This is a genomic window from Paenibacillus sp. GXUN7292, assembly GCF_050864975.1.
Taxonomy (GTDB): domain Bacteria; phylum Bacillota; class Bacilli; order Paenibacillales; family Paenibacillaceae; genus Pristimantibacillus.
On sequence record NZ_JBOZWO010000048.1, the window covers coordinates 21,626 to 43,997 of the forward strand.

The window sequence follows — 22,372 nt, forward strand, 5'->3', positions numbered from 1 at the left end:
TCCGTTTCCTTTTCATCTGTAACGTACAGTAATGTGCTTTTAAGGATTAAGAATACTCTGGATAAGCTCATCAGTAAGAATGATGTTATAGTGCTGTTCATAATAAGTCTTCATGCGGGAGAGGAAAACCGATTCGTTTATAGTATCTGGGTAGCTAGTCATGACCAGCCATTCCAATGTAAGTGGCGAATCACTGGAAGGAGTCCCCCAATTTATAATTCCTACAGGCATATCGTATATGGTTTTGTTTTCAAATGCTTTTGTCTTAGACCAATCCTGTCCACTTATTGAGTTAGAAAGATACGCCTCATTATCTAAATTGCCTTGAAAGAGATAAATAATATCTGGATTCCACTCGTAAATCTGTTCCATTGTAACCTGATTATAATCGCCGCCTGTCAAGGTTTCTGCCGCATTTTTAAGCCCGCTCTTCTGAAGCCAGTCATCGCCGTGTGTACCTCCGCCACGAACGGTGATTGTATCACCTGTATTGTTCATTATCATGATCGCCGTTTTCTTTTTACTCTCATCGATCTTTGTAAGCGCGGCAGAAACAATCTCATTTGTAATATTCCATTCATCCTGTAGTGTTTTCCCGGAATCCATTTGGAAAATATCACGCATTAGCCTATCGATATTGACGCTCCATTCCTCATTTTCATGACTTGGTTGATAAAAGTCTACAATGGGAATTTTAATATTTTCTAACCCTTCTTTTTGAGCAGCTCCCCAGACAAGTATAATGTTAGGATCGAGCTTAAGTAATTCCTCTGCATTTGAAGAAAAACCCGTTAGAAATGTTGTGTTGATTTGTTGCCAATTCGGAAGAAGTTTACTTAAAACCTGTTCATTAGCAAGAACAAATGCCATCTGATGTGTACCAACAAGTTTTCCGTTATCATGTACTATACTTAAATAAGTTGACACTATTGGAGGAGCAATAATGACTACTTTTTCAATGTTTTTTGCAACAGGTATTGTAACTTCAGCTCCGGTAAGATCTGTAATAGTACGGATTTCCTCCTTGACTGGCTGTGCTTGTGGAGAAGATGTATTTGCAGGGGGTCCCTCGTTCTTCTTGTCACTTGAGCCAGAACAGCCCGAAAGTATGAGGAGCCCCGCGAAAACAGCGGCTATGCAGAGTAGAATAAGCGGCTTATGGTAATTTTGACTCATTTCGTTTTCTCCCTTTTATAGTTAAATAAATACAAATGCTTTTTTGTCAATATTCCTATCACTTAAGTCAATAATTCGCGAATCAATGTGAAAAAATCGTCTTACATTATCCTCGCTCATTATAGTTGACGTCTTTCCGAAAACGTACTCTTTCTGCCCTAGAATGAGGGTAAGATCAGAAAACTCAAGAGCAGATTCGGGATGATGGGTATTAATTATGCAGGAAATTTCGCCGCTTTGGGCCAATTCTGCTATGAGGCACATAATATGTCGTTGATTCTTAAAATCAAGATGCGCCTCGGGCTCGTCCAGCAGCAAAAGCTTTGGTTTTGATGCCAAGGCTCGTGCAATGTACACAAGCTGGAGTTGACCGCCGCTTAGTTCAGTACACAGCCGATTTTCAAGTCCTTTTAGACCAAGCCGCTCCAAGCACTGCATAGAAATATCCCAATCTTTGTCCGAGGGCATAGAGTAGAAATGAAGCATCTTAGTACGCCCCATACAAACTATATCCAACACTGTAAATGGAAATGCGTTTCCTTTCGCTTGAGGAACATAGGCAATATCTTTGAACTGCAATTTGCCCGAAGCCACCTTACCGTCTATACGAATTTGACCGCTGCTCCATGGAAGAATTCCAGTCAAGCATTTCAACAGGGTAGTTTTGCCGATTCCGTTTTGTCCTAAAATAGATAAAACCTGCCCCTTGCCAAGAGCGAAATTGATTTCCTTAAAAACCATCTTGTTTTTAGTGTAAGAAAAAGAACCATTTTCAACCTCTAATTTCATCTGGCAGCTCCCTCTTTCGACTTTTGATAAACGATTAGAAACAGAGGCGCACCAACTAACGCAATTAATATACCTATCGGAATTTCTGCTGGAGTAACTGTTCGTGCAATAATATCTACGATCAAAATAAAATTTGCGCCATAAATACAGGTAAGCGGTATGAGATAACGATTATTTGCCCCGATAAGTGATCGAAAAATGTTCGGTATAATCAATCCAACCCAGCCAATCATTCCCGTTACCGAAACACAGGCTGCCGTAACCAGCGTACATGCTGCAATAATGACTAGCCGCATTTTTTGAGGACGAATTCCTTGCGCTATCGCTTCTTCATCCCCAAGGGAAAGAATATTAATTTGCCAGCGAAGCACAAAAAGAACAATAGTCCCAATACCAATCGGTATTGCTGCCAAAAAGACATCTGACATCGTAGTATTCGAAAAACTCCCCATAAGCCAGTATGTAATTGCAGGCAAAATGGAGTCTGTATCGGCGACTAGTTTTATAAGAGACAGGAGAGCATTAAAGATGGAGCCCACAATGATTCCGGAAAGCACCAATGTCAAAACAGAGTGATCTTTTTTTAAGCGAAAAAAAGAGTAAGTAATACATATGCTCAAGATCCCGCCTAAAAACGAGAACGGAACAATGAAACCAGTACTTCCCCCTGAAATAAGTAATGCAAGAGCCGCTCCAAATCCAGCCCCGTTGCTCACACCCAAAATCTCCGGACTAACAAGGCGGTTTTGAAAGATTCCTTGAAACGCTGTTCCTGCTGCAGCAAGAGCGCTGCCAACCAAAATGTTTAATAATACACGAGACAAACGTATATCAATGACAACAGTAGTTCCCGTAGTATCAAGCCCCAAATAAAACTTGTCGTAGAATGCCGTGATAACCTGTGTTGGGGACAATATATAGCGTCCCAGAAACAAAGCGAGAAAGGAAAAAAACAGAAGGCCGATGATTCCAATCATCATCGCCAGATTTGCCTTACGCCTTTCCGGGAAGAACTTATCACTTGCCATGATTATTCCTTTCCGAAAAGATAGTAGGATGCATCTTCTTGATTACATACGTGTTTAATAAACCCTGCCTTTTCTATGGCAGTTAAAATTTGATTGTTCGTTTTTAAAATATTAAGTCCGTCCATATGTGTAGCCAAAAATCCGATGATACTTTGACTAGGGGCAGTAAAAGAATCATTGATACGATGAGTATCTACATAGAGATACCCTCCAGCATTCATAGCGTTGTAAATTTTTCCTAGCATTTGATCAAGGTCTCCGCAGAAATCCAAAATTCCCGAAGCAATGACCAAGTCGTAATGACTTCCAAAATCGTCCTTGATAAAGTTGCCTGCTCTGGTTTCAACTTGCTGTTCCAGATGGTTTTCTTTTATCCCATCGTTTGCAATGGGAATGACCTTGGGTTGATCAAATATAATTGATTTCGAAGCAGGAAAAAGTTTAGCAAGCTCAATGGCCAAGACACCTGAACCGCCGCCAAGATCAATCGCACGTATAGGTGCGTCTTTTTCAAAAATCTCCTGCATTGCTGTAATAAATGTTTGCGCTCTGCCGGTGTACATATGAATCTTGGAAACCTCCCCCATTTTTTGAAAATCATATGAATCAGAACCAAGAGGGTCATGAAATGAACGGTGCGTCGGGCCGAAACATACGAGCTCTTCTACACGTGATAGATCCTTAACTTTATACCAATATAGAAGGTATTCACCCAGGTAGAGTTCACTAGATTTATTCAAATATAATTCCGTATCGGGACAATTCGAAAAATGCTCATCTTCTTTAGTAATAAAGCTTGTCGAAGCTAATGCATTTAATAAAAGTTCGGAATTTCTTTTGTGATATCCAGTTTCATTAGAAAATTCTAAAGCAGTCTTCGGGGAAGTAAGATGGGAAAACACATCCAAACGGATTGCTGAATAAATGAGTTGTGCTTGCAAAAGTTGATGAGTTACTCCCAACACACGAGAAGCACTGTAATCAGGCATTTTTGTTGCGTCTTTCAATATAGTAGCCCCCATTTCTCTAAATTTCTTTTCTCTATCCAAAATAAATATCTCCTTTCGTGTATAATACAATTAAGAATCATTCTCAATTATAAAGATTTATCCATATAGCGGTATCCCATAAACGAGGGGGAAAGGATTTAATGAAATCTAAAGGGATGGATTATTGGAGATTACGGTCAGATGAACTCAGAAGTAAATCTAACGATTCTTATACGTACCGGAAAAATATGCTTTTACTTCTAAAAGAACAAATTCCATTCGATGCTTATTGCTGCACTCTAGTTGATCCGGTCACTTTATGTTCTATTGGAGCTGTAACAGAGCATTCTATTGAAGCTATTCATCACCAAATACTAAAAATTGAATATGACGAAACCGATGTTTATAGTTTTGAAAGTTTGTTGAAAGATGGGGTGTATATTGGAAGGTTAAGTGACAGCTTGGGAATACAAAGAAGCCGCCGCTATGAGGAAGTGTTAAAACCGAATCATTTTTCTGATGAAATAAGGTGTGTGCTCGTCTTTCAGGGACGTTGCTATGGTTTTTTGACATTATTTAAAAAGCAGCAGGCTACTAATCCGTTCTTTTCAAATGAAGATATTGATCGACTAAAGATAATCGGTCCGATTATGGCTGAGGCGCTGCAAGCCTATTATCTCTCTATAATTGAGGTGCAAACTTTTGAAGGAGAATTGGAACAAGGCGTTATCATTTTAGATACTCAGCTAAATATTATATCGCTTAATTCGAAGGCTTCAAAAACTTTAGATTCGTTGCGGAAAATGGAAGACATTGCTGCACCTTACCTGCCCAAACCATTGCAAGTTATGTGTACCCGATTATTGGCACGTCATCAACCGTCTGCACCCTTGTTGATCCCTGTGCATGAACAAGGATATATTGTCGCACAAGTCTCCATCCTTCGATCGACTCAAGAAAACAACTTTCAGATTGCTGTTTCATTAAATAATGCAACACCCAAGGATATGCTCTCCTATTTGATGAAGGCTTATCATCTCACCTTACGCGAGCAGGAGGTTGTTCTGGAAATTATTAAAGGGAGCTCAACAAAAGAACTTGCCCAACATTTAATGATTTCCTACCATACGGCGCAAGACCATTTGAAGGCTGTCTTCCAAAAAGTACAGGTATCTAACAGAAACGAGTTGGTGTGGAAACTTTTTTCTAAATATCAAATGGAACCGTGATCAAACTAGTAAAATAAGGGTTCGTGAACCTGCAAATGTTGTCTTCTATTCACAAACCCGATAGGCTTAAGCAGCCTAATAAAAGTCGTAAGAACCCACCTGGGCGGTAACCTTAGGGTGGGTTCTTACTTTTTCTTGTTTTTATTGCTGATGAAATATCCCCCCGGCTAACGTTCTGGTATTCGCGACCCCACTCCCCTTTAGTGGTTTTGGAGGTCACATTACTGACGGTATTAAAATCAATGCGATTGCAATGATTATAAGACTTCTTGTTGTAAATCTGTCCAATTTTTCACTTTTACTTGATTTATACCATCCTTTAAATTGAAGATAATTTCGATATAAAACAAAAAATAATATAAAGTTCCCAATTAACATTAACCAATGGTATATGGGTTCACCAAATATGAACTGATAAATGTAACGTTCAATTCCACCAAATATTAGCATGGTGAAAGCTAGTAATAAAATGATTCTTATTAACTCAAAAATAAAAGAAAACAATTTTAGCACTGATTATTTGTTCCTTTCTTTATTTGTATGGAATACGGACCAAGATCCAACGGCCGTGGTTATGCCTCATACACGTATATATTCATCATCCTGTAACGTTAGATTCATTAGGGGAATTGATGTCCGGACCGTGAGCTTCACTCTTCTTAGACATACTTACAATTTTATCTGTTTGTAATTAACCAATTTACTGCATCTAAAATATCTTCTGCAATATAATCTGGTTCAGTTTCTATCCATTTATCCCTGAATTTTGTTAGAGAGTCCTTCCCCCAACCGGTTTTAACTAATATTTTTATGGCTCCTACAGCATGTGCTGCCAACATATCTGTACTACCAACATCACCTATAACGACACATCTACTTAAATCCAAATTATGTTCATTCGCGGCTTCTATTAACATTCCAGGTTTTGGCTTTCTACACTCGCAATCTTGTTCGTGTGGACAAATATATGAATGGTTAAACCCAAAAATCCTAAACTGATTTTCAAACTCTTCAATCGTTGCCTCTCCACGAGAAATTCTATACTGATTTGTGAATGCAAATACTTTTAGACCACTTTCTTTCAGAAGATTAATGGCAACTTGAGCATGCTCAAATAACTTGAAATTGTTAGGGGGGATAAAATGTCCAGTTCCACCGATAGTTCCATCTCGGTCTATAAACACTGCTTGAAGATTTATAGTTCCTTCCATGGTTTCTGTCCCTTTCTTAGTGAATTTCACATAACGTTCCTCCCATTCACGAACTCCCATAGGGAGCCGTCGCAGCTATTACTTCTTCAAATCTGTGGTCAAGACCCAGAGCGTTAGCCCGATGCGTGGATAGATTGTTATCTGAAGTCCCTTTACATTTTTATCCACCCTCGAAAATCTTTATCATTTCCCTTAATTCTCTTATCGTGTAATGTGGCTGAGATCCCACGACGTCCCACTCTCTGAATCCTTCTAGCCAAATTGTTCTTAGTCCAGCCTCTCTTGCTCCTTTAATATCATTAAGCGGATGATCGCCTATATAAAATGACGTTTCCGGTTTTACCCCTAATCGCTCAAGAGTAATTTCAAATATTCTTTTATCAGGCTTCTTCACCTGTACCTCATCTGAAACCACGATTGTATCAAAGAACCCCCGTATCCCAGCATAATCAATTTTTGAATTTTGTGAATGCACAGAACCATTTGTGATCAAACCTAATTTCAGTCCCTGACTTCTCAGAAATTGAATTACATCCATTGCACCGTTCATTAATACGGTACATTTGAAAAACTCAGAAAACCAATATTCCAGTAATTTTTCGAGTGTTGTTTCTTTCTTCCACTTCAAATTGTTAAGAAGTTCTTGATATAATTCTTTCTTGCTTCTGTATCCGTCATTATCTGCTTCAATAATATACTGGGCGATTTCATTTTTTTCAGAAGAGTCTAAATATATTATGTAATTTTCAATAAGTCTATTTGAAAATTGTTTAAAAGCAAGTTTTCGATTTATTAACGTGTTGTCTAAATCAAAAATAACTGCATTTATGTTCATCTGGAATTGATCACCCTTCAAAGTTCCTGGTATCATTGAATAATCCCTAAATCGAACTTAAAATTGTTTTATCTCTTGACACTGTACTTTCAATAAACTCTTGTTTTATATCTTCTTTCAGTACTTTTTTTATTCTTTCTCTACCGATTTCATCAAATCTTTTTTGGACTCTTTTTACATGTTCTTCATCCTGTTTTATTTTTGATTCAATTTCCTCATACTTTTGGAAGCTATCGTATTCCCAGAGGGCAAACACTTCTGTATTCTCTTCATTCTTGTTTATCATCCATCGTCCTATCAACCGAGCGCCGTACTTAAGCTGTGACGGGAGTAAAATCTTATTAAACAAAGCATTGAATTCTTCAATGAAAGATGGTTCTATTATGTATGTCTTTCTTCTATAAATCATTTCACCTGTCACCTCTGTTTTAAGGATATTCTGTGATTTCTGATAACGTGCGAAAATTTTAGTTATCTGATTCGCAACTCCTCTTCGATATACTGTCAATATTCTTTCACTTAATTATTCTCTTTCCTAGTTCATGACCCAATAGTACAATTGGTATTATCAAAAATCCAACTGGTATACTTAATAAAATCAACTCCCATGTTATTAATTCTTCCCTTATTAATCTTGTAAACAAATATAACGTATAAGGGAGAACAAGGATCACGGCACTAACTACTCCTGGTGTATACATCCTTAAATAAATAGACTGGCCTACATGTGTTAGTACATGCAATAGAAATAAGGAATTAATTGAAATGAACATAAAAAATTCCCCGTGCTCTGCCGCTATAAACGTAATTGGAATAAATATTATAAATTCAAGTAAAACAGCAACAGCAAATTGACCACTAGTGATATTAAGCATCTTGTTCAGTTGATTCTTTATTCCTGTAGGAACCTTGTTAACTACTTGTTTTCTGTTCTTCTTAGTCCATGATTCAACCCATATTATCTCTTCCAAATCATGAAGTACAAAGATTACTATGAATAACCATATAAGTGATTGTATTGAAATATCTTGTATTAAATACATAGACCAGCCACCTCTAGGTTAAGATTTTGAAAAGTATCTTGCCGCATTGCAGATAACGTTCATATATTTATGACGTCTATTCCCCTTAAATTCTTGAATTAGCTTCTGCGGGTCGTGATTCAATAAAATTGATGAGTAAATATGTATTAACTGAAGTCTTCTCTTCTATGGTTGTGCATCCCATTGCTTTCGAATTTCAAATTGCATTTCCCATATTTCTTTAACATTGACTGCATTCTTTGAGGTATGAGGTATTCTCAATGTCTTTTCCTTCTAATGACCATAAATATGGATAAATTAAAAAAGCTTGATCCCCTTAAATTCTTTGAGCGTCTTGTATCCAATTATTCCATCTATATCCCTGATAAAATGAGTTTAAATCACCATTCAGTACCCAATTAATAAATCCGGAATAATTTATTTCAAGATCTTCCCAGCTTAATATGTATGGCGCAAAATATAAAATTGTTCCACGTACTTAATGCTAGAATCCGCCAATCAAATTATACGCAATTATCAAGTGATCTTCTATTGGTTTATTCCAAGAGATCAAAGAACCGAACATCTTCTGATTTCCTGCCCCTAATATCCTTAGCCAGCCATTATCGATAAGTAAACTGCCGATCTCTAAGGCTAAATAATTGTAATAATTCGTCCCAAGCATTTATCAGGACCAATTAATTCTCTTATTGTCTTCAATAGTTCGGCTCACTTTCTGTAAATAGTCTTATTGAAGTTAACACTTCCCGAACAACCTGCACAAATGTTTTAAGTGTTTCTTCATATGTTTTTGAATATTTTAATTTTTTTCATCAGTTCACTTCTTTTCCAATTATGTTATCATGTTTTTAAAAGAAGCCAAATCCTGAGACACTCGGCTAAACAATTGGCTTGAATGGGCTATCCCTTCTAAAGTCTAAAGCAGATAAGAACCCACCTTCGGCGGGCAACCTTGGGGTGGGTTCTTATTTTTTCTTATTGTTATTTTTTCTACTCGATAGCCAAATGCTTTCGCACCAGATAAGCCGCCCCGATAATCCCGGCGTCATTGCCAAGTTGTGCGTATTCAATCTGAGTGATCTCGCCGATTCTGGCTAATGAATGCTTAATAAAGGCAGCCCGAATATCGGTTAAAAACCAACTGCCGGCCTGAGATAGTCCTCCACCGATCAAAATTTTGGATGGATTAATAATAGCGGCTGCATTAGCCAGAGCAATACCGAGCATGTCTGTTATACGAGCGATTACACGTATACATGACTGATCTCCCTCTTCAGCCAGTTTAAAGACATCTTTGGTGCTGAGAGATCCTTGCTCGGCGTAGAGAACTGCTAATTTCCCAGTTGGGTGATGCGCCAGCTCCTCCAGGGCTTGTCGCACAATGCCGGTGGCCGATGCTACCGTATCCAGACAGCCCGTCCGCCCGCAATTGCACGCATACCCTTGTGGATCGATCACGATGTGGCCAATCTCACCAGCAGTGCCATTATCTCCTTGCAGAATCTCGCCATTCGCAATGATCCCCCCGCCAACGCCTGTTCCCAATGTGACGACAATCAAATCATTCGCTTGATTGCCTGCTCCTCGCCAATTTTCACCAAGCGCCGCAATATTGGCGTCATTTTCTACGTAAACGGGGAGTTTGCACTTTTCCCGTAGTATTTCACCCAGTTCGAAATCTTTCCAACCGATATTGACGGCTTCATATACGTTGCCGGTTTGCGCATCAACAAATCCGGGAGCGCCGACACCAATGCCCAGTATCGATCCAGGATCTGTTAATAAACGATGATGCAAAATAGATGACCAAACTTCCTCTATAATATAAGCGCCGTTATCATTCAGGTCCGTATCAATTTCCCACTTGTCCAGGATCTCTCCCTCGATACTTAACACACCGAACTTAACCTTCGTACCGCCGATATCGATACCGACAATGTATTTGCTCACATCGTTTCACCCTTATCACCTTTAGCGTAATCACATTGCAATCTTTTATTTGGTTAGTAACGACCCTGCTGCCTCATCAATAATAAAGATCGCATTCGGATGAGCCCGCAAAATGGTTGCCGGACAGCGTTCGTCAATCGGTCCTTCAATCGTGTCTTTCACCGCCTGGGCTTTTCGTTCTCCAGAAGCAACCAGGAGGACTTGCTTGGACTCCATGATATCTGCCAGCCCTAACGTTAACATCTGTGTCGGCGCTTCTTCACGCATTAGATTCTGATAGAGCATCGTGCTTTGAATCGTTGACTCATCGCTATCGGCCAGAAAGACGCGCGACTGAAAGGATGTCCCGGGTTCATTCGCTGCAAGATGACCGTTCACTCCCAAACCGAGAATCTGCAAATCACGAGGATATTGCGCCAGGACTTGCCGGTATCGCTCTATCTCGGCTTGCAGCTGCTTGATGCTGCCGTCAAATAATTCAATTACTTTCGGCTTCTGTGAAATGAGATTATAAAATTTGGTATACATATACGTATAGATGGTGAACGACTGATTTCGTTCCGCGATATATTCGTCCAGATTCATAAATATGGCGTCTTTGATTGATAAAGCCCCTTCATTAATGGCTTTGATCATGATCTCAAACATTCCGTCATAGCTAGCGCCGATCGTTGTATTGATAACGGCGTCTTTTTTTTGCTCTAATACGTCCTTCAGAACCCCAAAAGCTTTTTGCGACATTTCAGCATAATCTTTTGTCTTAATTACTTTCATGGTAAGCTATTCTCCTTTTGTTATGTTATATGAGTTCCACAGCAGCAGGCAGAGCAAGGTAATTCAACTCAGCAATCTTCAAATAAGACGCTCCGGGAGTCAGGGCTAGAACTTCTCCATATGCTACCTTGGTCAATGCATCGAATAGGTAACCTTGTTTTAGCACAATCACATCATAATCTGTAAATTGTAGACCCGCGCGAACAAAATGTTGAATGGATATAAATGAATCTCCGCGATTGGCAATGACTACATCCAGAGCGCCCATTTCTATAGTGCAAACTTGACCAACAATATCGTTCTCGGCATTTAAGTAGCCTAGCAAATCGCCTTTTGCCTTCAGCACACCTGTAAGCAGTACTTGCTCGCTGTAATCATCTGCGCCGCCGCCCACCCAAACAGAGACAGGATCACCGACTTTATGCTGGTTAAGCTCTGCAAAAGCATTTTTATCGAAAATCGATGCAACCACTGCTTTTTTTCCATTCAGGTCGCGCTGCATGAGTAACTTCAGCAATACTGTATTGTAGCCGGGTGCTCCCGCTGTCGTGTTGTCACCCGAATCGGAAACAAATACGGGTTTATCATCGATCTGCAGGGCATAATCCAATGCTTGTTCGGGAGCTAGCGCCTGCGCCGCATAATCAAATTGGTGTTTTCGCGCCATAATAAAATCCACTAAACGCTGACAAGCTTGCGACGCTGCCTCGGCATCCTGTAGAGTCCGCGGCACGACAAAAACAGAGGCTCCAGTATGAGCGCTATCGCTCCAAGCATGCCCTAAGAAGAATGAAGCTGTTGCAATTCCTTCTAGCTCCTCTACAGCTGCGAGTTCGGCAAAAATGGATTTCAGCGGTTCGCAGTTGCCAAGCGCTTTCTCGCCGCAGATGACGACTGGAAGTTTAACAAATGCTGGCGCAATGGTCTCCTTCATAGCGATCACGGTCGTTAAAGCTTCTGCTGTGATTCGTTCAGTTTCAGCCTGATCAATATGAGGCACCGTGCGATAGGCACGTACAATATTCACAAACTGACTGAGTTCTTCCGGGATGTTTCCATGGATATCCAATGTCAGGGAAATCGGGAGCTGCGAACCGACAAGCGCCCTTATTTGCTTGATCAACGCCAACTCTCCAGAACCAATACCTTCTACGACCATAGAGCCGTGCAGATGCAGCCAGATGCCATCGACCTCAGTTTCCTGCAAAATGTTCAGCAATTTATTGGTGAAAAACTCAAAAGTACTCTTCGTGACGATACCTGATGAAAGACCTGTGGCGTATATGCCCGGTATGACATCGACCTGTTGCTCGCGAAGCGCTGCGACACTATAAAGCCGATCAAGTACAGCATCGCCCTCCACAAACACAAAGTCCTCCTTATGAGTCCATATAGGATTGAACGTATTCGTCTCATGATAGAAACAGCCGACTAAAACTTTCATGATTCTGCTCCCCTCCGAGATTTACTCGATCTCCGCAGCTGTGAATACATTGCGAAAAGCTTTTCCAGAACGTTCAGCTAATTGTTCTGCCGTGTCCTGAGGTTCAGTAATGGACAAGATTTCCTGCGTTACAATTCCCTTATAATGCTTAGCCTGCAAAGCTTTCAGAAAGCCGGTTAAGGGAATAACGCCTTCTCCCGGATACACACGATCGTTGTCCAGCACATCCTCTACCGGTATATCGCGAGCATCATTCAGATGGACGTACTTGATATAGGAAAGCTCAATGTCCGCAATAGTCTGAAGTGTTTCTCCGCTTGTATACCAATGGAAGCTATCGAGCACGATGCCGACATTTGCTTCACCGACCAGATCGAGCCATGCTATCGTATCTGCCGCAGTCCAAATAAAGGGATGCTTCCATTGATGGCGCAAATGATGCGGTCCGACGTACTCCAAAGCCAGATTCATCTCATATTGCGCCAGTAACTTGCCAAGCAGTCGAAGACGCTGCGACAATTGAATGAGATGCGATGTGATTTTGTTGTCTGTTGATGGCATAAAATAGGTGAAAAAGGTCTGGCAGCCGAGCTGCGAGGCCAGGTCGGCCTCAATCAGCAGATTCGGCAGCCCATTTCTAAAGGATGCATCGTCCTGCCGCCATTCCACAGGCAAAGTTACAGCTCCTAGCTGAATGTTATAACGCTTTAGGTATGTGCGTACCGCCGCTATGCCTTCGAGATCGACAAATGCCCGAAGATCTTTCCCAGTCGTCTCAACAGCAGAGAATCCATTGGATGCAGCCAGTTCAATTAAATGGGGCAGTCCATTTACTTTACCTAACCCCGCCGCACTTAAGCTCTTTATCATCGAACCACTCCTTATCGATTTGTACGCAGCTTATAAGCTCTTTATTGGATGCGAACGGCTTCTCCACTTGCTGCCGATTCATAAAGGGCCGTAATTATTTTTTGTAAAATGACAGCTTCTTCAGCCGTACCGATCGGCGGCTTGTTCTGTAGACAACAGTCGATAAAACGCTTGAATTGCACCTCATAATAGTTATTTTGCGGCAAGTAAGCGGGTGTCGTATCCAGAAGCGCTTCATGCTTTTCCTGATAGATTTTGACCGGGAAAACATCGGCGCCGCCCTGTTCGCCCATCAGGCTGACTTGCATGACTTCGTCTTTTTCCACATTAGCTGCGAATGCGGCATCTAAAGTAACGGAAGAACCATCTTTGAAAACGATCATTCCCCGCGCCATATCTTCAACGGAAAAGTTCTCCCAATCCCATTTTCCCATCAAGCCCACGCCTTCGCGATTGCCCAGCTTCTGATAGGTCGCGCCAAGAACCAGCTCGGGTTGCGGGTATCCCATTAAATACAAGGTGGTGTCGAGCATATGCACTCCAATATCGATGAGTGCGCCGCCGCCTTGCAGTTCCTTGTTGGTGAATACTCCCCATCCCGGAATCCCTCTTCGGCGCACCGCTTGCGATTTGGCTGCATAAATATGGCCGAATTCCCCGCTGTCTATATATCTTTTCAACAAATCAACTTCCGGTGCATGGCGGTAATGGAACCCGAAGGTCAAAAATTTATTTACCGCTTTAGCTGCTGCTGCCATGGCTTCAGCCTCAGCTACTGTAACTGCAGGCGGCTTCTCGCACAGAACATGACAGCCCGCCTGCAAAGCAGCGATCGCCATCTCTGCATGAAACTTATTCGGTGTGCATACGCTGACGGCATCAAGCTGATGATGTTGCAGCATCTCTCGAAAGTCTGAGTAAGCGTGGGGAATCCCCCACTGCTCAGCAACCGTTTGTGCTCGTCCATCACTTGCATCACACACAGCCAGAATCTCGACAAGTTCGTTATGCTTCATATAATTGGGAATATGCACTTTTTGTGCAATTCCACCGCAGCCGATGATACCGACTTTCAGCTTTCTCATTTGCGTCACCTTCCTCGTTGTTTAGGCAAAGCCCGTATCCATTAGCCTTCTACTTGCCTTTCACTAGCCTTTAACAGAACCTGCTAAAAGCCCTTGAATGAAATAACGTCCTGCAAATACGTACACGATCATCGTAGGAATAGCAGCCAGTAAGGCTCCCGCCATCTGAACGTTCCACTCTATAATTTGACTGCCGGCTAAATTTTGCAACGCCACCATAACAGGCTGCTTGGCATGCCCTGTAATTGTGATGGCAAACAAAAACTCATTCCATATGTTTGTAAACTGCCATAAGCCAACAACGACAAATCCCGTTATCGATAACGGCATCATGATATAGCCGTACGTTCTGAAAAATCCGCTGCCGTCAATTTGCGCTGCCTCGATCATAGTTTGAGGGATGCTGGCATAAAAGTTTCTGAACATCAGCGTTGTCATCGGCAAGCCATAAACGACGTGAACGAGCACTAATCCCGTAATGGTGTTGTATAAATTCAAATTGCGAATGACCGTAATGAGCGGAATCAAAATACTTTGAAAAGGAATAAACATACCGAGAAGCAGTAAAGTGAATAACACTTCCGAACCAGGGAATTTCCATTTTGATAGGGCATATCCGTTCAGGGAACCCAAAAAAGCGGAAATCAGACTTGCCGGAATAACCATCAGAAAGCTGTTTAACAAGTTCGGGAACAGTTCTTGATAAGCTTTGGAGAAGCTTGAAAATTCTAGGTGGCTTGGCAGCTTCCACATCGTTATGAATGATACTTCATCGAATGGCTTTAAACTGGTGACGATCAGGATATAGAAAGGAATGAGAAAAAGGATACCTAACCCTGTCAACACGACGTACAACAATGTTTTGGATAGGAGTTTTGACATCACATTTCTTCCTTTCGACTAAAGATATACGGAACAACAAAGATCATCACCATGAGCAACATAATGGTGGCAATTGAAGCCCCTTCCGAGTAAAAATTGCTCTTAAAGGTAGTTTCATACATATAAACTGCCGGCATGTCTGTAACAAAGTTGGGACCGGACCCTGTCATGGTGTAGACAAGATCGAAGATCTTCAACGATATTTGCAGCATAATGAGCACTACACCGTATGTGATAGGTTTCAATTGAGGAAGGATTACTTTGTAATACATCTTCCATGTTCCCGCGCCGTCAATCATCGCGGCTTCCTTCAACTCTTCCGGCACATTACCAAGACCAGCTAAATACATGGCCAAGGAAAAGCCTGTCATCTGCCAGATGGCCGCAATCAGTACGGCAATCAATGCTAGCGGCAGTCCGAATTCAATTTTGAAAATACGCCAGCCGGGGAATATGGTGACATCCGTATACCAAGCTGGAGATAAACCGATTTTTTGCAATAGAAGATTGACTCCTGAATCTGGATTCAAAATCCATCGCCACGCAACGCCTGTTACTACAAAAGACATCGCCATCGGAAATAGAAAAATGTTGCGGTATATCCATTTGCCTGAGAGTTTTTGCACCAGGAAAATAGCGAGCAACTGCCCCAAAACTACAACTCCGATAATGAAAAATATCGAGAAAAAAATCATATTTCGTAACGATGATTGAAAACGAAAGGAGTCAAACAACTGTACATAATTCTTTAATCCGACAAATGTAAAATCCGGCTTGAGTGAATTCCAGCTTACAAAAGAAACAACTGTCGTCCACCCGATAAACAAATAAACAAATACAAACACTAGCAATACAGACGGTATAACAACAAATAACGGCAACCATTTTTCGAGTGATCGTCTTTTTCTTCCTTGGATTTTCATGTACCCCATCCCCCAGCGATCCGTCTATTCAAAGGATCGTGTTAGCGAACTGTTCGGGCCGCAGAACTGCGAGAACCCGAACACCTATTCCGAAGCGCCTGCGTCCTTACCGTGATTACGGATTGAGAAGTGATTTGGCCTGATTTAACGATTTAATGAAATTGTCAATATTGCGCTGTGTGACAAACTCTTTCACAGTATCATCGACTTTATTAATGAAACCGGCCGGGGTAGCTGAACCGCCTGCCAAACTGATGTTGATCTTGGCTTCTTTAAAATCTTTAGCTGCTCCCTGGCTGTAAGGGTTGAAGCTGGAGAGATCCACATCGGTACGCGCAGGAACAGATCCTTTTAATGTATTGAAATCTTTTTGTGCTTGCTCTGAACCCAGGTACGTGATAAATTTCTTCGCTTCCTCTACATTCACCACCCCTTTAGGCATTCCCAGCGAGTCGTTGACGATACTGAACACTTTCTCCGAATTCGGAGCCTGTACCCAGCCGTAATCCACATCTAACTTAAAATTTTTGCTTTCAAAAAAACCAGTTTCCCAGTCGCCCATAATATGCATGGCAGCCTGTCCGCTAATGACAAGTTCAGCAGCGTCTTGCCAGTCAAGCGCACTATGGTTTTCGTTTGTAAAGTCCAGAATCTTAGAGAAAGTTTCCAGCGTGCTTCTCATCTGCGGACTATCAAAATCAACATTTCCAGTCCATAGATCAGCAGCTCCATCCACGCCGAATTCATCAAGCAGAGCCATTTCGAATACGAGTGTTGCCCAGCGAGATGTTTTATCTCCCAAAGCCAAAGGCACAATACCGTTAGACTTCAATTTTTCTGCAATAGCAAAGAAATCTTCGAACGTTGCCGGCGGTTCAATGCTATGATCGGCAAACACTTTTTTGTTGTACCAAATCACGTTATTGCGGTGCACATTGATGGGCAAACCATAAATCTGGCCTTCTTTGGAGTTCATCTCAATAAGCGCTGGCGGGAATACTTCGTTCCAGCCATTGACCTCATACAAGTCATTTAACGGCTGCAAGTAACCGGCATCTTGCCAACGCAATAAATCCGGTCCTCCCTGTGCCTGGAATACGGCTGGCGGATCTCCGCCCTGCAGACGGGTAGACAATACAGCTTGAGAGTTCGCTCCGGCACCGCCTGCAATCGCTGCATTCTCCACTTTAATCAGCGGATTCTGCTCTGTGAATCCTTTCAAGACAGCATTGAGCGCTTCTGCTTCGCCACCGGCCGTCCACCAACTTAAAATATCAAGTTTAACTGAAACATCCGCGACCGACCCCTTATCTTGACCCGTACCATTGGATGATGGATTTTTCCCGCTACAAGCAGCCATCATCACGACTAACAAAGAAATGATTGTTAATAATAAATACTTTTTTTTCACTTTCATCCCCCCTGTTTATAAATAATTAACAGAAAATAAAAGCTTGGATCTTCCTGTCGCTGCAGTTTTGTACAGTTGCTTCACAATTAGCTCTCGGGCGGTCGATATATTAAACCTAGTTGATGAATCGAATAAACTAAGTTTAATATATATAGGCTTTATTCTTCTGTTAAAGTCGATAATAATGAATGTAAGCGTTTTTGTCAATCTACTTTTCTTTATATATTAAATTAAGTGTAATATATTAGTGTTTTGTCGCTTGTTTTTATTAGGGATTATGTATTATTATTAATAATAGTTTATTAATGGGCGGCCAATTGCCGGGAAGGTGGTGCTTCATTGTCTGTGAAACAAAAATTCGATCAGCAAAACGTACGTAAGTATCACTACTTTTTGCTGTTAAGCCTGATTCAAAAACATAAACAAATATCTCGTTCACAATTAGCAGAATTGACAGCCATGAGCAATACAACAGTCGGGAAAATTGTTAAAGAGCTGTTGCAAGACGGATTCATTCACGAAGTAGGCCATGTAGAGGGGGATCTTGGCAGGCGTGCAAACATTCTCGAGTTGAATCCATACGGGGCTTTAATCGTCGGAGTAGAGATCGATTTAACTTCCGTGCAAATTGCGATCATCACACTAGACGGGAATGTGATGGATAAACGCCAGTTTTCATTTGATATTAAGGGGCAGCCGATTGTCATCTTGAATAAAGTTGCAGATGGGATTATGAATTTATTGCAGCATCTGGAGCCGGATAATCGTGAGAAAGTCATTGCCATCGGAGTTAGTATGCCGGGGCTGGTATCTTGGCCTGAGGGCAAAGTCTCGATGGTTCCACAATTTCGTTGGAATGACGTACAAGTGAAAAGCTACCTGGAAGAGAAGCTGCCTCTGCAGGTTTATGTTGATAATCATGTTCGCTCCATCTTATTGGCCGAACGATTATTTGGCACGCTCAATAATACTCGTCATGCTGCCTGTATTTATGTCGGCAGCGGAGTTGGTGGAGCTGTCATGACTAATGGCGATATCGTACGCGGTGTCAGTAATACATTGGGAGAGATCGGTCATTTGACGATGGATCCAAACGGTCCGTTATGTGATTGCGGCAGATTGGGTTGTCTGCAAACATTTATCAGCATATCTGAGCTGGAGAAGCAGGCGCAAATGCCTATTGAGCAGATTTTCGCTGCTTATGAGCGTGGAGAAGCTTGGAGCATGAAGCTGCTGGATCGAGCTAAACAGTATTTAGGTATTGCGATTGCAAATATTATTTGTATGTACAATCCCCAAGTGGTGTTGCTCGCCGGCCCCATGATTGAGGACTTTCCCTTGATAACAAGCGATATTAAACATATTACCGATCGCTACATTTGGAGTCCATTAGAGAAGAGCTTCGTACTTGCACACGCTACGTTTGGCAAAGCCAGCGGTGTCATCGGCGCAAGTGCGATTGTTTTAAATGAATTTTTGACACAGGCCATGAATGACTAACGTCCAAGGATTCTAAGCGAAGAGCTTTGTCCCGCAGCTTTAACAAATAAGTATCCCCCCGCCTCGTTCCTTCAAAGAAGGCCACTGAAAAAGTCCGATTTTTAATATTAAGCTTTGGAAATCACGATGAAGTCGAGATTTCCAAAGCTTTTTGTTTTATACTAAAGAAATCAACTTATGTTCATTTGCACCTATTGTCTGAATACCTTATCAAACATAAGTATAGTGACTAGCAGTTACTTTTCATTTGTTTTTTTGCTAAGTGAGCCGGATAAATTCTCCATGTTTGGAAAACAAATTAATTTCTTTTTTAACAGCTTCTTTCATCTTTTCTCCACACTTTTCACTACAAAGTGAAAAGATTCCATCTTCGCCTTCTTTCCTTGCTTCTGATCCTGTCCCAACAATGATAAGTGGTACGCTTGTATTTCTGGTTTTCATATAAATAGTACTTATTCGTCCGTCTTCTTCATTAATATCAAATCCCGGTGCAAATTTAACACCGAGTCCAAGACAAGGTTCATTTTCTTTGATTTTTTTCATACACCATGAGCATCTGAGCATCTTTTGATCTCCTTTATGACTTTTATTATTACGTCCATTTGGTATAACGTTCATATATTCACTACGTCCATTCCCCATAGATAGTGTTATCTTAGGAAAATGGATATGTCCCGATAATCGTTTCTTCACTTCAGCTTCCGAAGCAAGGGACCATTATGTCCCTCAGTATAAATACGATGCTAGACGACGATATTCGTGTCCTCCTCGTGATGCTTACGAAAAAGTATACTTCGCAAGCATTTCTCCCCATGGAGCCATGCCTTCTTCTTTGAATCCCGTTTTTGCATACAGCTTTTTCGCATGTTCATTGTCTGGTTTATAACCAAGCATCACAATACTGGTTCGATCATTGGCATTTCTAATCTCACTAATTACCAATTGCATTGCTTGATGACCATATCCTCGACCTTGAAATCGCTCGTCAATCATGAATCGGTAAATCCAATAGTTTCCATCATCCGGATCTAGGCCAAACATTGTAAAACCAATCATAATTTCACCGCAGTAGATCGCCTTGGTATTAAATCCTTCTAAAAATTGCGCTTCCGCAATCGAGTAAAGATTAGAAGCAATAAATCCTTTTTGATTTGAACTGGATTTAAGTTGAATACATTCCTCCCAATTACTCTTATCAATAGCTTTTAATAAAATCATTTCGGACTCCTCCTGATATTGTAGAGAAATCCGACATCTCGAACTCTCTACTTAATTAATAATCCTCTCCGACAATACAACTAATTGATGCTGGAACAATTTCATACCACATCACCTTTTTCCCTGAGTTCGTATTCACAATGTGTTGTAGTTCTTATGATCCTTAATTGATTCCTTAAAGAGATCTATTGGTTTCGCGTAATCAATTGGCTTATGAATTAATCTGTTCAGCCACTTCAATCGTTCAAAATTATCGTTAAAATCATCTTCTACGAAAAACGTAACTTCCTTCATCGTTCCTAGTACACTTCTACTGTTTGTCTTTGAAATAACTACTTCCGAACCATACTCTAAATATGTATTAATCAAATTCTCTTTAACTCCCTCTAAGTGCAAGTATTCCTGAAGACTCAGCAAGAATTTCTCTTTCAAACGCTCTAACTGTCCAGTTCTTATTCCATCAATGATTATAGCTAATCTTGTTAAATCGTTCACAAAGACGATATGTTTGCGTTTGTTCAAGTTATAAATATTTACATGCCAACTTAAAAACAACGGCACATTCATGTCTTGAACTGAAGTTATTTTCATGTCTTTCAATAAATCTTTTGTAAGTCTTAGATTAATCATTTTGTTTTTTCCTTTCTCGCACTAGTTTTTTAACTAAAGTACTTATATTCTTGAACCCTAAAAGTTTAAAGTGACGAAGTCACCCAGGTAGCCTGGCCACATAACCTCGCAGGGTTGTCCGCCTGTCCATCTCCTAGAATTACACCTACCTTCTATAGAACTTTAACATAATTCCAATTGACTTAACGACATATAAATTTCCTTCCTGATCTTTAAAATTATCCCTTGTTGTAATGTATATTCCAGTGTTTCGAACATATCTTGATTTCCAATCAATAGGTTTATTCTCATTCATTAGCGTACAATCATTCATAATATTTGTACTAGTACATGAAATACCATGTTCACTAAGTAACCAATCAATGTATTTTTGATCGTTCGGTATACTTATATTTAGTATAAAGATCAAAACTAAAGTTACACATAATCCTATTAAAAGTGTTTTTTTCAAGTTATACTCCTTATATATTATTTATTCTGTAAGACGTAATAATATTTGAATTTGTGGCGTTTCAGCTAACGTTCAGATCCACGACGTCTATTCCCCACAAATAGCTGCTCTTACCTTAGGGGAATGGATGTGTCCGCAGCTTATAGCTTCCCGAAATCGCTTCTGTGCACCGGGATCCAAAAGGATCGATGCGTGAATATGATGTTAGGCGGAGTTAACTCTTCTTGACCAACCAGCATAACTGTTCTTAATGCTTCACTATATTCTTTAATTCAATACTCATACTGTTCACTTCTATTTCCAATTGTGTTATCATATCTTTAAAGAAGCCGAGTGCGGCTAACACTCGGCTTAACAATCGACTTGTATGGGGTTATCCCTTCTAGAGTTTAAAAGGTAAAAGAACCCACCTTCGGCGTGTAACCTTGGGGTGGGTTCTTACTTTCTCTTGTAGTTATCTGCAATATATGCTAAAAGTGCAATGACAAATGTAGCGAAAAGAATCATGATAGTTATTGCATCCTCTATATTCATGGCATCACCTCCTACAAAGTTTCCGAAGGAAACTTACTTCGAAAGCATATGCTTGAAGGGATACTACGCCCACCCAAGATTCAATTGTCTTTACTATTCTACCATGTTATACCAATAAAATAAAGAACGGTTGTTCGGGTTTGATAAATCATTGTTGCTCTTAAACTTCGTTAATTTCGCATAACGTCCCTCATATTCACGAACCCGAGAACCTTAATCCCCAACAGGGCGGCTACGACGCGGTTAGGTTCGTAGGGTTGTCCGCTGAGTTGACTTCAATAATATTGCATCGCGCGGAATGAGCAGCCACCAGGCTTCGACGTGTGAATACGGTGTTAGACGAAGTTTCTACACCTCTTTGAGCTCGCTAAATCAACTCAAAATTCTGATCGAATCTCGC

General features: G+C 40.8%; 22 protein-coding genes and 1 pseudogene. 2 read left to right on the forward strand and 21 right to left on the reverse strand.

The window, feature by feature from the left end; translation table 11 throughout:
* Positions 1-39 precede the first annotated feature (39 nt).
* From ACRRU2_RS25350 to ACRRU2_RS25365, 4 genes are read right to left on the reverse strand one after another with little or no spacing between them, the layout of a single operon-like run.
* Positions 40-1,176, reverse strand: a complete 1,137-nt coding sequence (locus ACRRU2_RS25350; protein WP_432505940.1) for an ABC transporter substrate-binding protein — start codon at positions 1,174-1,176, stop codon at positions 40-42.
* A gap of 21 nt (positions 1,177-1,197) precedes the next feature.
* Complete coding sequence (locus ACRRU2_RS25355) at positions 1,198-1,965, reverse strand: ABC transporter ATP-binding protein (protein ID WP_432505942.1); 768 nt, start codon at positions 1,963-1,965, stop codon at positions 1,198-1,200.
* Positions 1,962-2,993, reverse strand: a complete 1,032-nt coding sequence (locus ACRRU2_RS25360) for a FecCD family ABC transporter permease (RefSeq protein WP_432505944.1) — start codon at positions 2,991-2,993, stop codon at positions 1,962-1,964. The genes ACRRU2_RS25355 and ACRRU2_RS25360 overlap by 4 nt, the downstream gene beginning before the upstream one ends.
* Positions 2,994-2,995: 2 nt before the next feature.
* On the reverse strand, positions 2,996-4,042 hold the full coding sequence (locus ACRRU2_RS25365; protein ID WP_331701895.1) for a methyltransferase: 1,047 nt from the start codon (positions 4,040-4,042) through the stop codon (positions 2,996-2,998).
* A 101-nt stretch (positions 4,043-4,143) separates the two neighbouring features.
* Between ACRRU2_RS25365 and ACRRU2_RS25370 the strand changes: the two genes are divergently transcribed.
* Positions 4,144-5,211 carry a helix-turn-helix transcriptional regulator gene (locus ACRRU2_RS25370; protein WP_432505946.1) on the forward strand — a complete coding sequence of 356 codons (1,068 nt, stop codon included), beginning with the start codon at positions 4,144-4,146 and terminating at the stop codon, positions 5,209-5,211.
* Between the two features lie 677 nt (positions 5,212-5,888).
* Here ACRRU2_RS25370 and ACRRU2_RS25375 read toward each other — a convergent pair.
* The 13 genes and pseudogenes from ACRRU2_RS25375 to ACRRU2_RS25435 form a co-directional block, all read right to left on the reverse strand.
* On the reverse strand, positions 5,889-6,482 hold the full coding sequence (locus ACRRU2_RS25375; RefSeq protein WP_432505948.1) for an HAD-IIIA family hydrolase: 594 nt from the start codon (positions 6,480-6,482) through the stop codon (positions 5,889-5,891).
* Between the two features lie 100 nt (positions 6,483-6,582).
* Positions 6,583-7,293 (reverse strand): HAD family hydrolase, encoded by a 711-nt coding sequence (locus ACRRU2_RS25380; protein ID WP_432505950.1) that lies wholly within the window; start codon positions 7,291-7,293, stop codon positions 6,583-6,585.
* 10 nt (positions 7,294-7,303) lie between these two features.
* A complete protein-coding gene (locus ACRRU2_RS25385) occupies positions 7,304-7,666 on the reverse strand; it encodes an NIPSNAP family protein (protein WP_432505952.1) in 363 nt (120 codons plus the stop codon).
* 106 nt (positions 7,667-7,772) lie between these two features.
* Entirely contained in the window at positions 7,773-8,300 is a 528-nt protein-coding gene (locus ACRRU2_RS25390; RefSeq protein WP_432505954.1) for an HXXEE domain-containing protein, read from the reverse strand.
* A gap of 316 nt (positions 8,301-8,616) precedes the next feature.
* Positions 8,617-8,964 (reverse strand): annotated as a pseudogene (locus ACRRU2_RS25395) (DUF2625 family protein).
* Positions 8,965-9,290: 326 nt separating this feature from the next.
* The gene (locus ACRRU2_RS25400) at positions 9,291-10,250 is read right to left on the reverse strand and encodes an ROK family glucokinase (RefSeq protein WP_432505956.1); all 960 of its coding nucleotides are present in this window, start codon (positions 10,248-10,250) and stop codon (positions 9,291-9,293) included.
* Positions 10,251-10,295: 45 nt separating this feature from the next.
* Positions 10,296-11,024, reverse strand: coding sequence for a glucosamine-6-phosphate deaminase (locus ACRRU2_RS25405; protein ID WP_432505958.1), 729 nt, complete (start codon positions 11,022-11,024; stop codon positions 10,296-10,298).
* A gap of 25 nt (positions 11,025-11,049) precedes the next feature.
* A complete protein-coding gene (locus tag ACRRU2_RS25410; protein WP_432505960.1) occupies positions 11,050-12,468 on the reverse strand; it encodes a M81 family metallopeptidase in 1,419 nt (472 codons plus the stop codon).
* A gap of 21 nt (positions 12,469-12,489) precedes the next feature.
* Positions 12,490-13,338, reverse strand: coding sequence for a sugar phosphate isomerase/epimerase family protein (locus ACRRU2_RS25415; protein WP_432505962.1), 849 nt, complete (start codon positions 13,336-13,338; stop codon positions 12,490-12,492).
* Positions 13,339-13,379: 41 nt separating this feature from the next.
* Positions 13,380-14,423 (reverse strand): Gfo/Idh/MocA family protein, encoded by a 1,044-nt coding sequence (locus tag ACRRU2_RS25420; protein WP_432505964.1) that lies wholly within the window; start codon positions 14,421-14,423, stop codon positions 13,380-13,382.
* 63 nt (positions 14,424-14,486) lie between these two features.
* Positions 14,487-15,308 carry a carbohydrate ABC transporter permease gene (locus ACRRU2_RS25425; RefSeq protein ID WP_432505966.1) on the reverse strand — a complete coding sequence of 274 codons (822 nt, stop codon included), beginning with the start codon at positions 15,306-15,308 and terminating at the stop codon, positions 14,487-14,489.
* Positions 15,305-16,228 carry a carbohydrate ABC transporter permease gene (locus ACRRU2_RS25430; protein WP_432505968.1) on the reverse strand — a complete coding sequence of 308 codons (924 nt, stop codon included), beginning with the start codon at positions 16,226-16,228 and terminating at the stop codon, positions 15,305-15,307. Before ACRRU2_RS25430 ends, ACRRU2_RS25425 begins: the two co-directional genes overlap by 4 nt.
* Before the next feature lie 115 nt (positions 16,229-16,343).
* Positions 16,344-17,639, reverse strand: coding sequence for an extracellular solute-binding protein (locus ACRRU2_RS25435; RefSeq protein ID WP_432505970.1), 1,296 nt, complete (start codon positions 17,637-17,639; stop codon positions 16,344-16,346).
* A gap of 345 nt (positions 17,640-17,984) precedes the next feature.
* Here ACRRU2_RS25435 and ACRRU2_RS25440 point away from each other — a divergent pair, with 345 nt between their 5' ends.
* On the forward strand, positions 17,985-19,139 hold the full coding sequence (locus ACRRU2_RS25440) for an ROK family transcriptional regulator (protein WP_432505980.1): 1,155 nt from the start codon (positions 17,985-17,987) through the stop codon (positions 19,137-19,139).
* Positions 19,140-19,397: 258 nt separating this feature from the next.
* Here ACRRU2_RS25440 and ACRRU2_RS25445 read toward each other — a convergent pair whose 3' ends face one another.
* The 4 genes from ACRRU2_RS25445 to ACRRU2_RS25460 all read right to left on the reverse strand — a co-directional run bounded on the left by ACRRU2_RS25445 (position 19,398) and on the right by ACRRU2_RS25460 (position 21,972).
* Complete coding sequence (locus ACRRU2_RS25445) at positions 19,398-19,832, reverse strand: hypothetical protein (RefSeq protein ID WP_432505972.1); 435 nt, start codon at positions 19,830-19,832, stop codon at positions 19,398-19,400.
* Between the two features lie 84 nt (positions 19,833-19,916).
* A complete protein-coding gene (locus ACRRU2_RS25450; protein WP_432505974.1) occupies positions 19,917-20,357 on the reverse strand; it encodes a GNAT family N-acetyltransferase in 441 nt (146 codons plus the stop codon).
* 135 nt (positions 20,358-20,492) lie between these two features.
* Positions 20,493-20,987 carry a DUF6933 domain-containing protein gene (locus ACRRU2_RS25455; RefSeq protein WP_432505976.1) on the reverse strand — a complete coding sequence of 165 codons (495 nt, stop codon included), beginning with the start codon at positions 20,985-20,987 and terminating at the stop codon, positions 20,493-20,495.
* Between the two features lie 889 nt (positions 20,988-21,876).
* Positions 21,877-21,972: a putative holin-like toxin gene (locus ACRRU2_RS25460; protein ID WP_432505978.1), complete on the reverse strand. Its 96-nt coding sequence runs from the start codon at positions 21,970-21,972 to the stop codon at positions 21,877-21,879.
* Positions 21,973-22,372 lie beyond the last annotated feature (400 nt).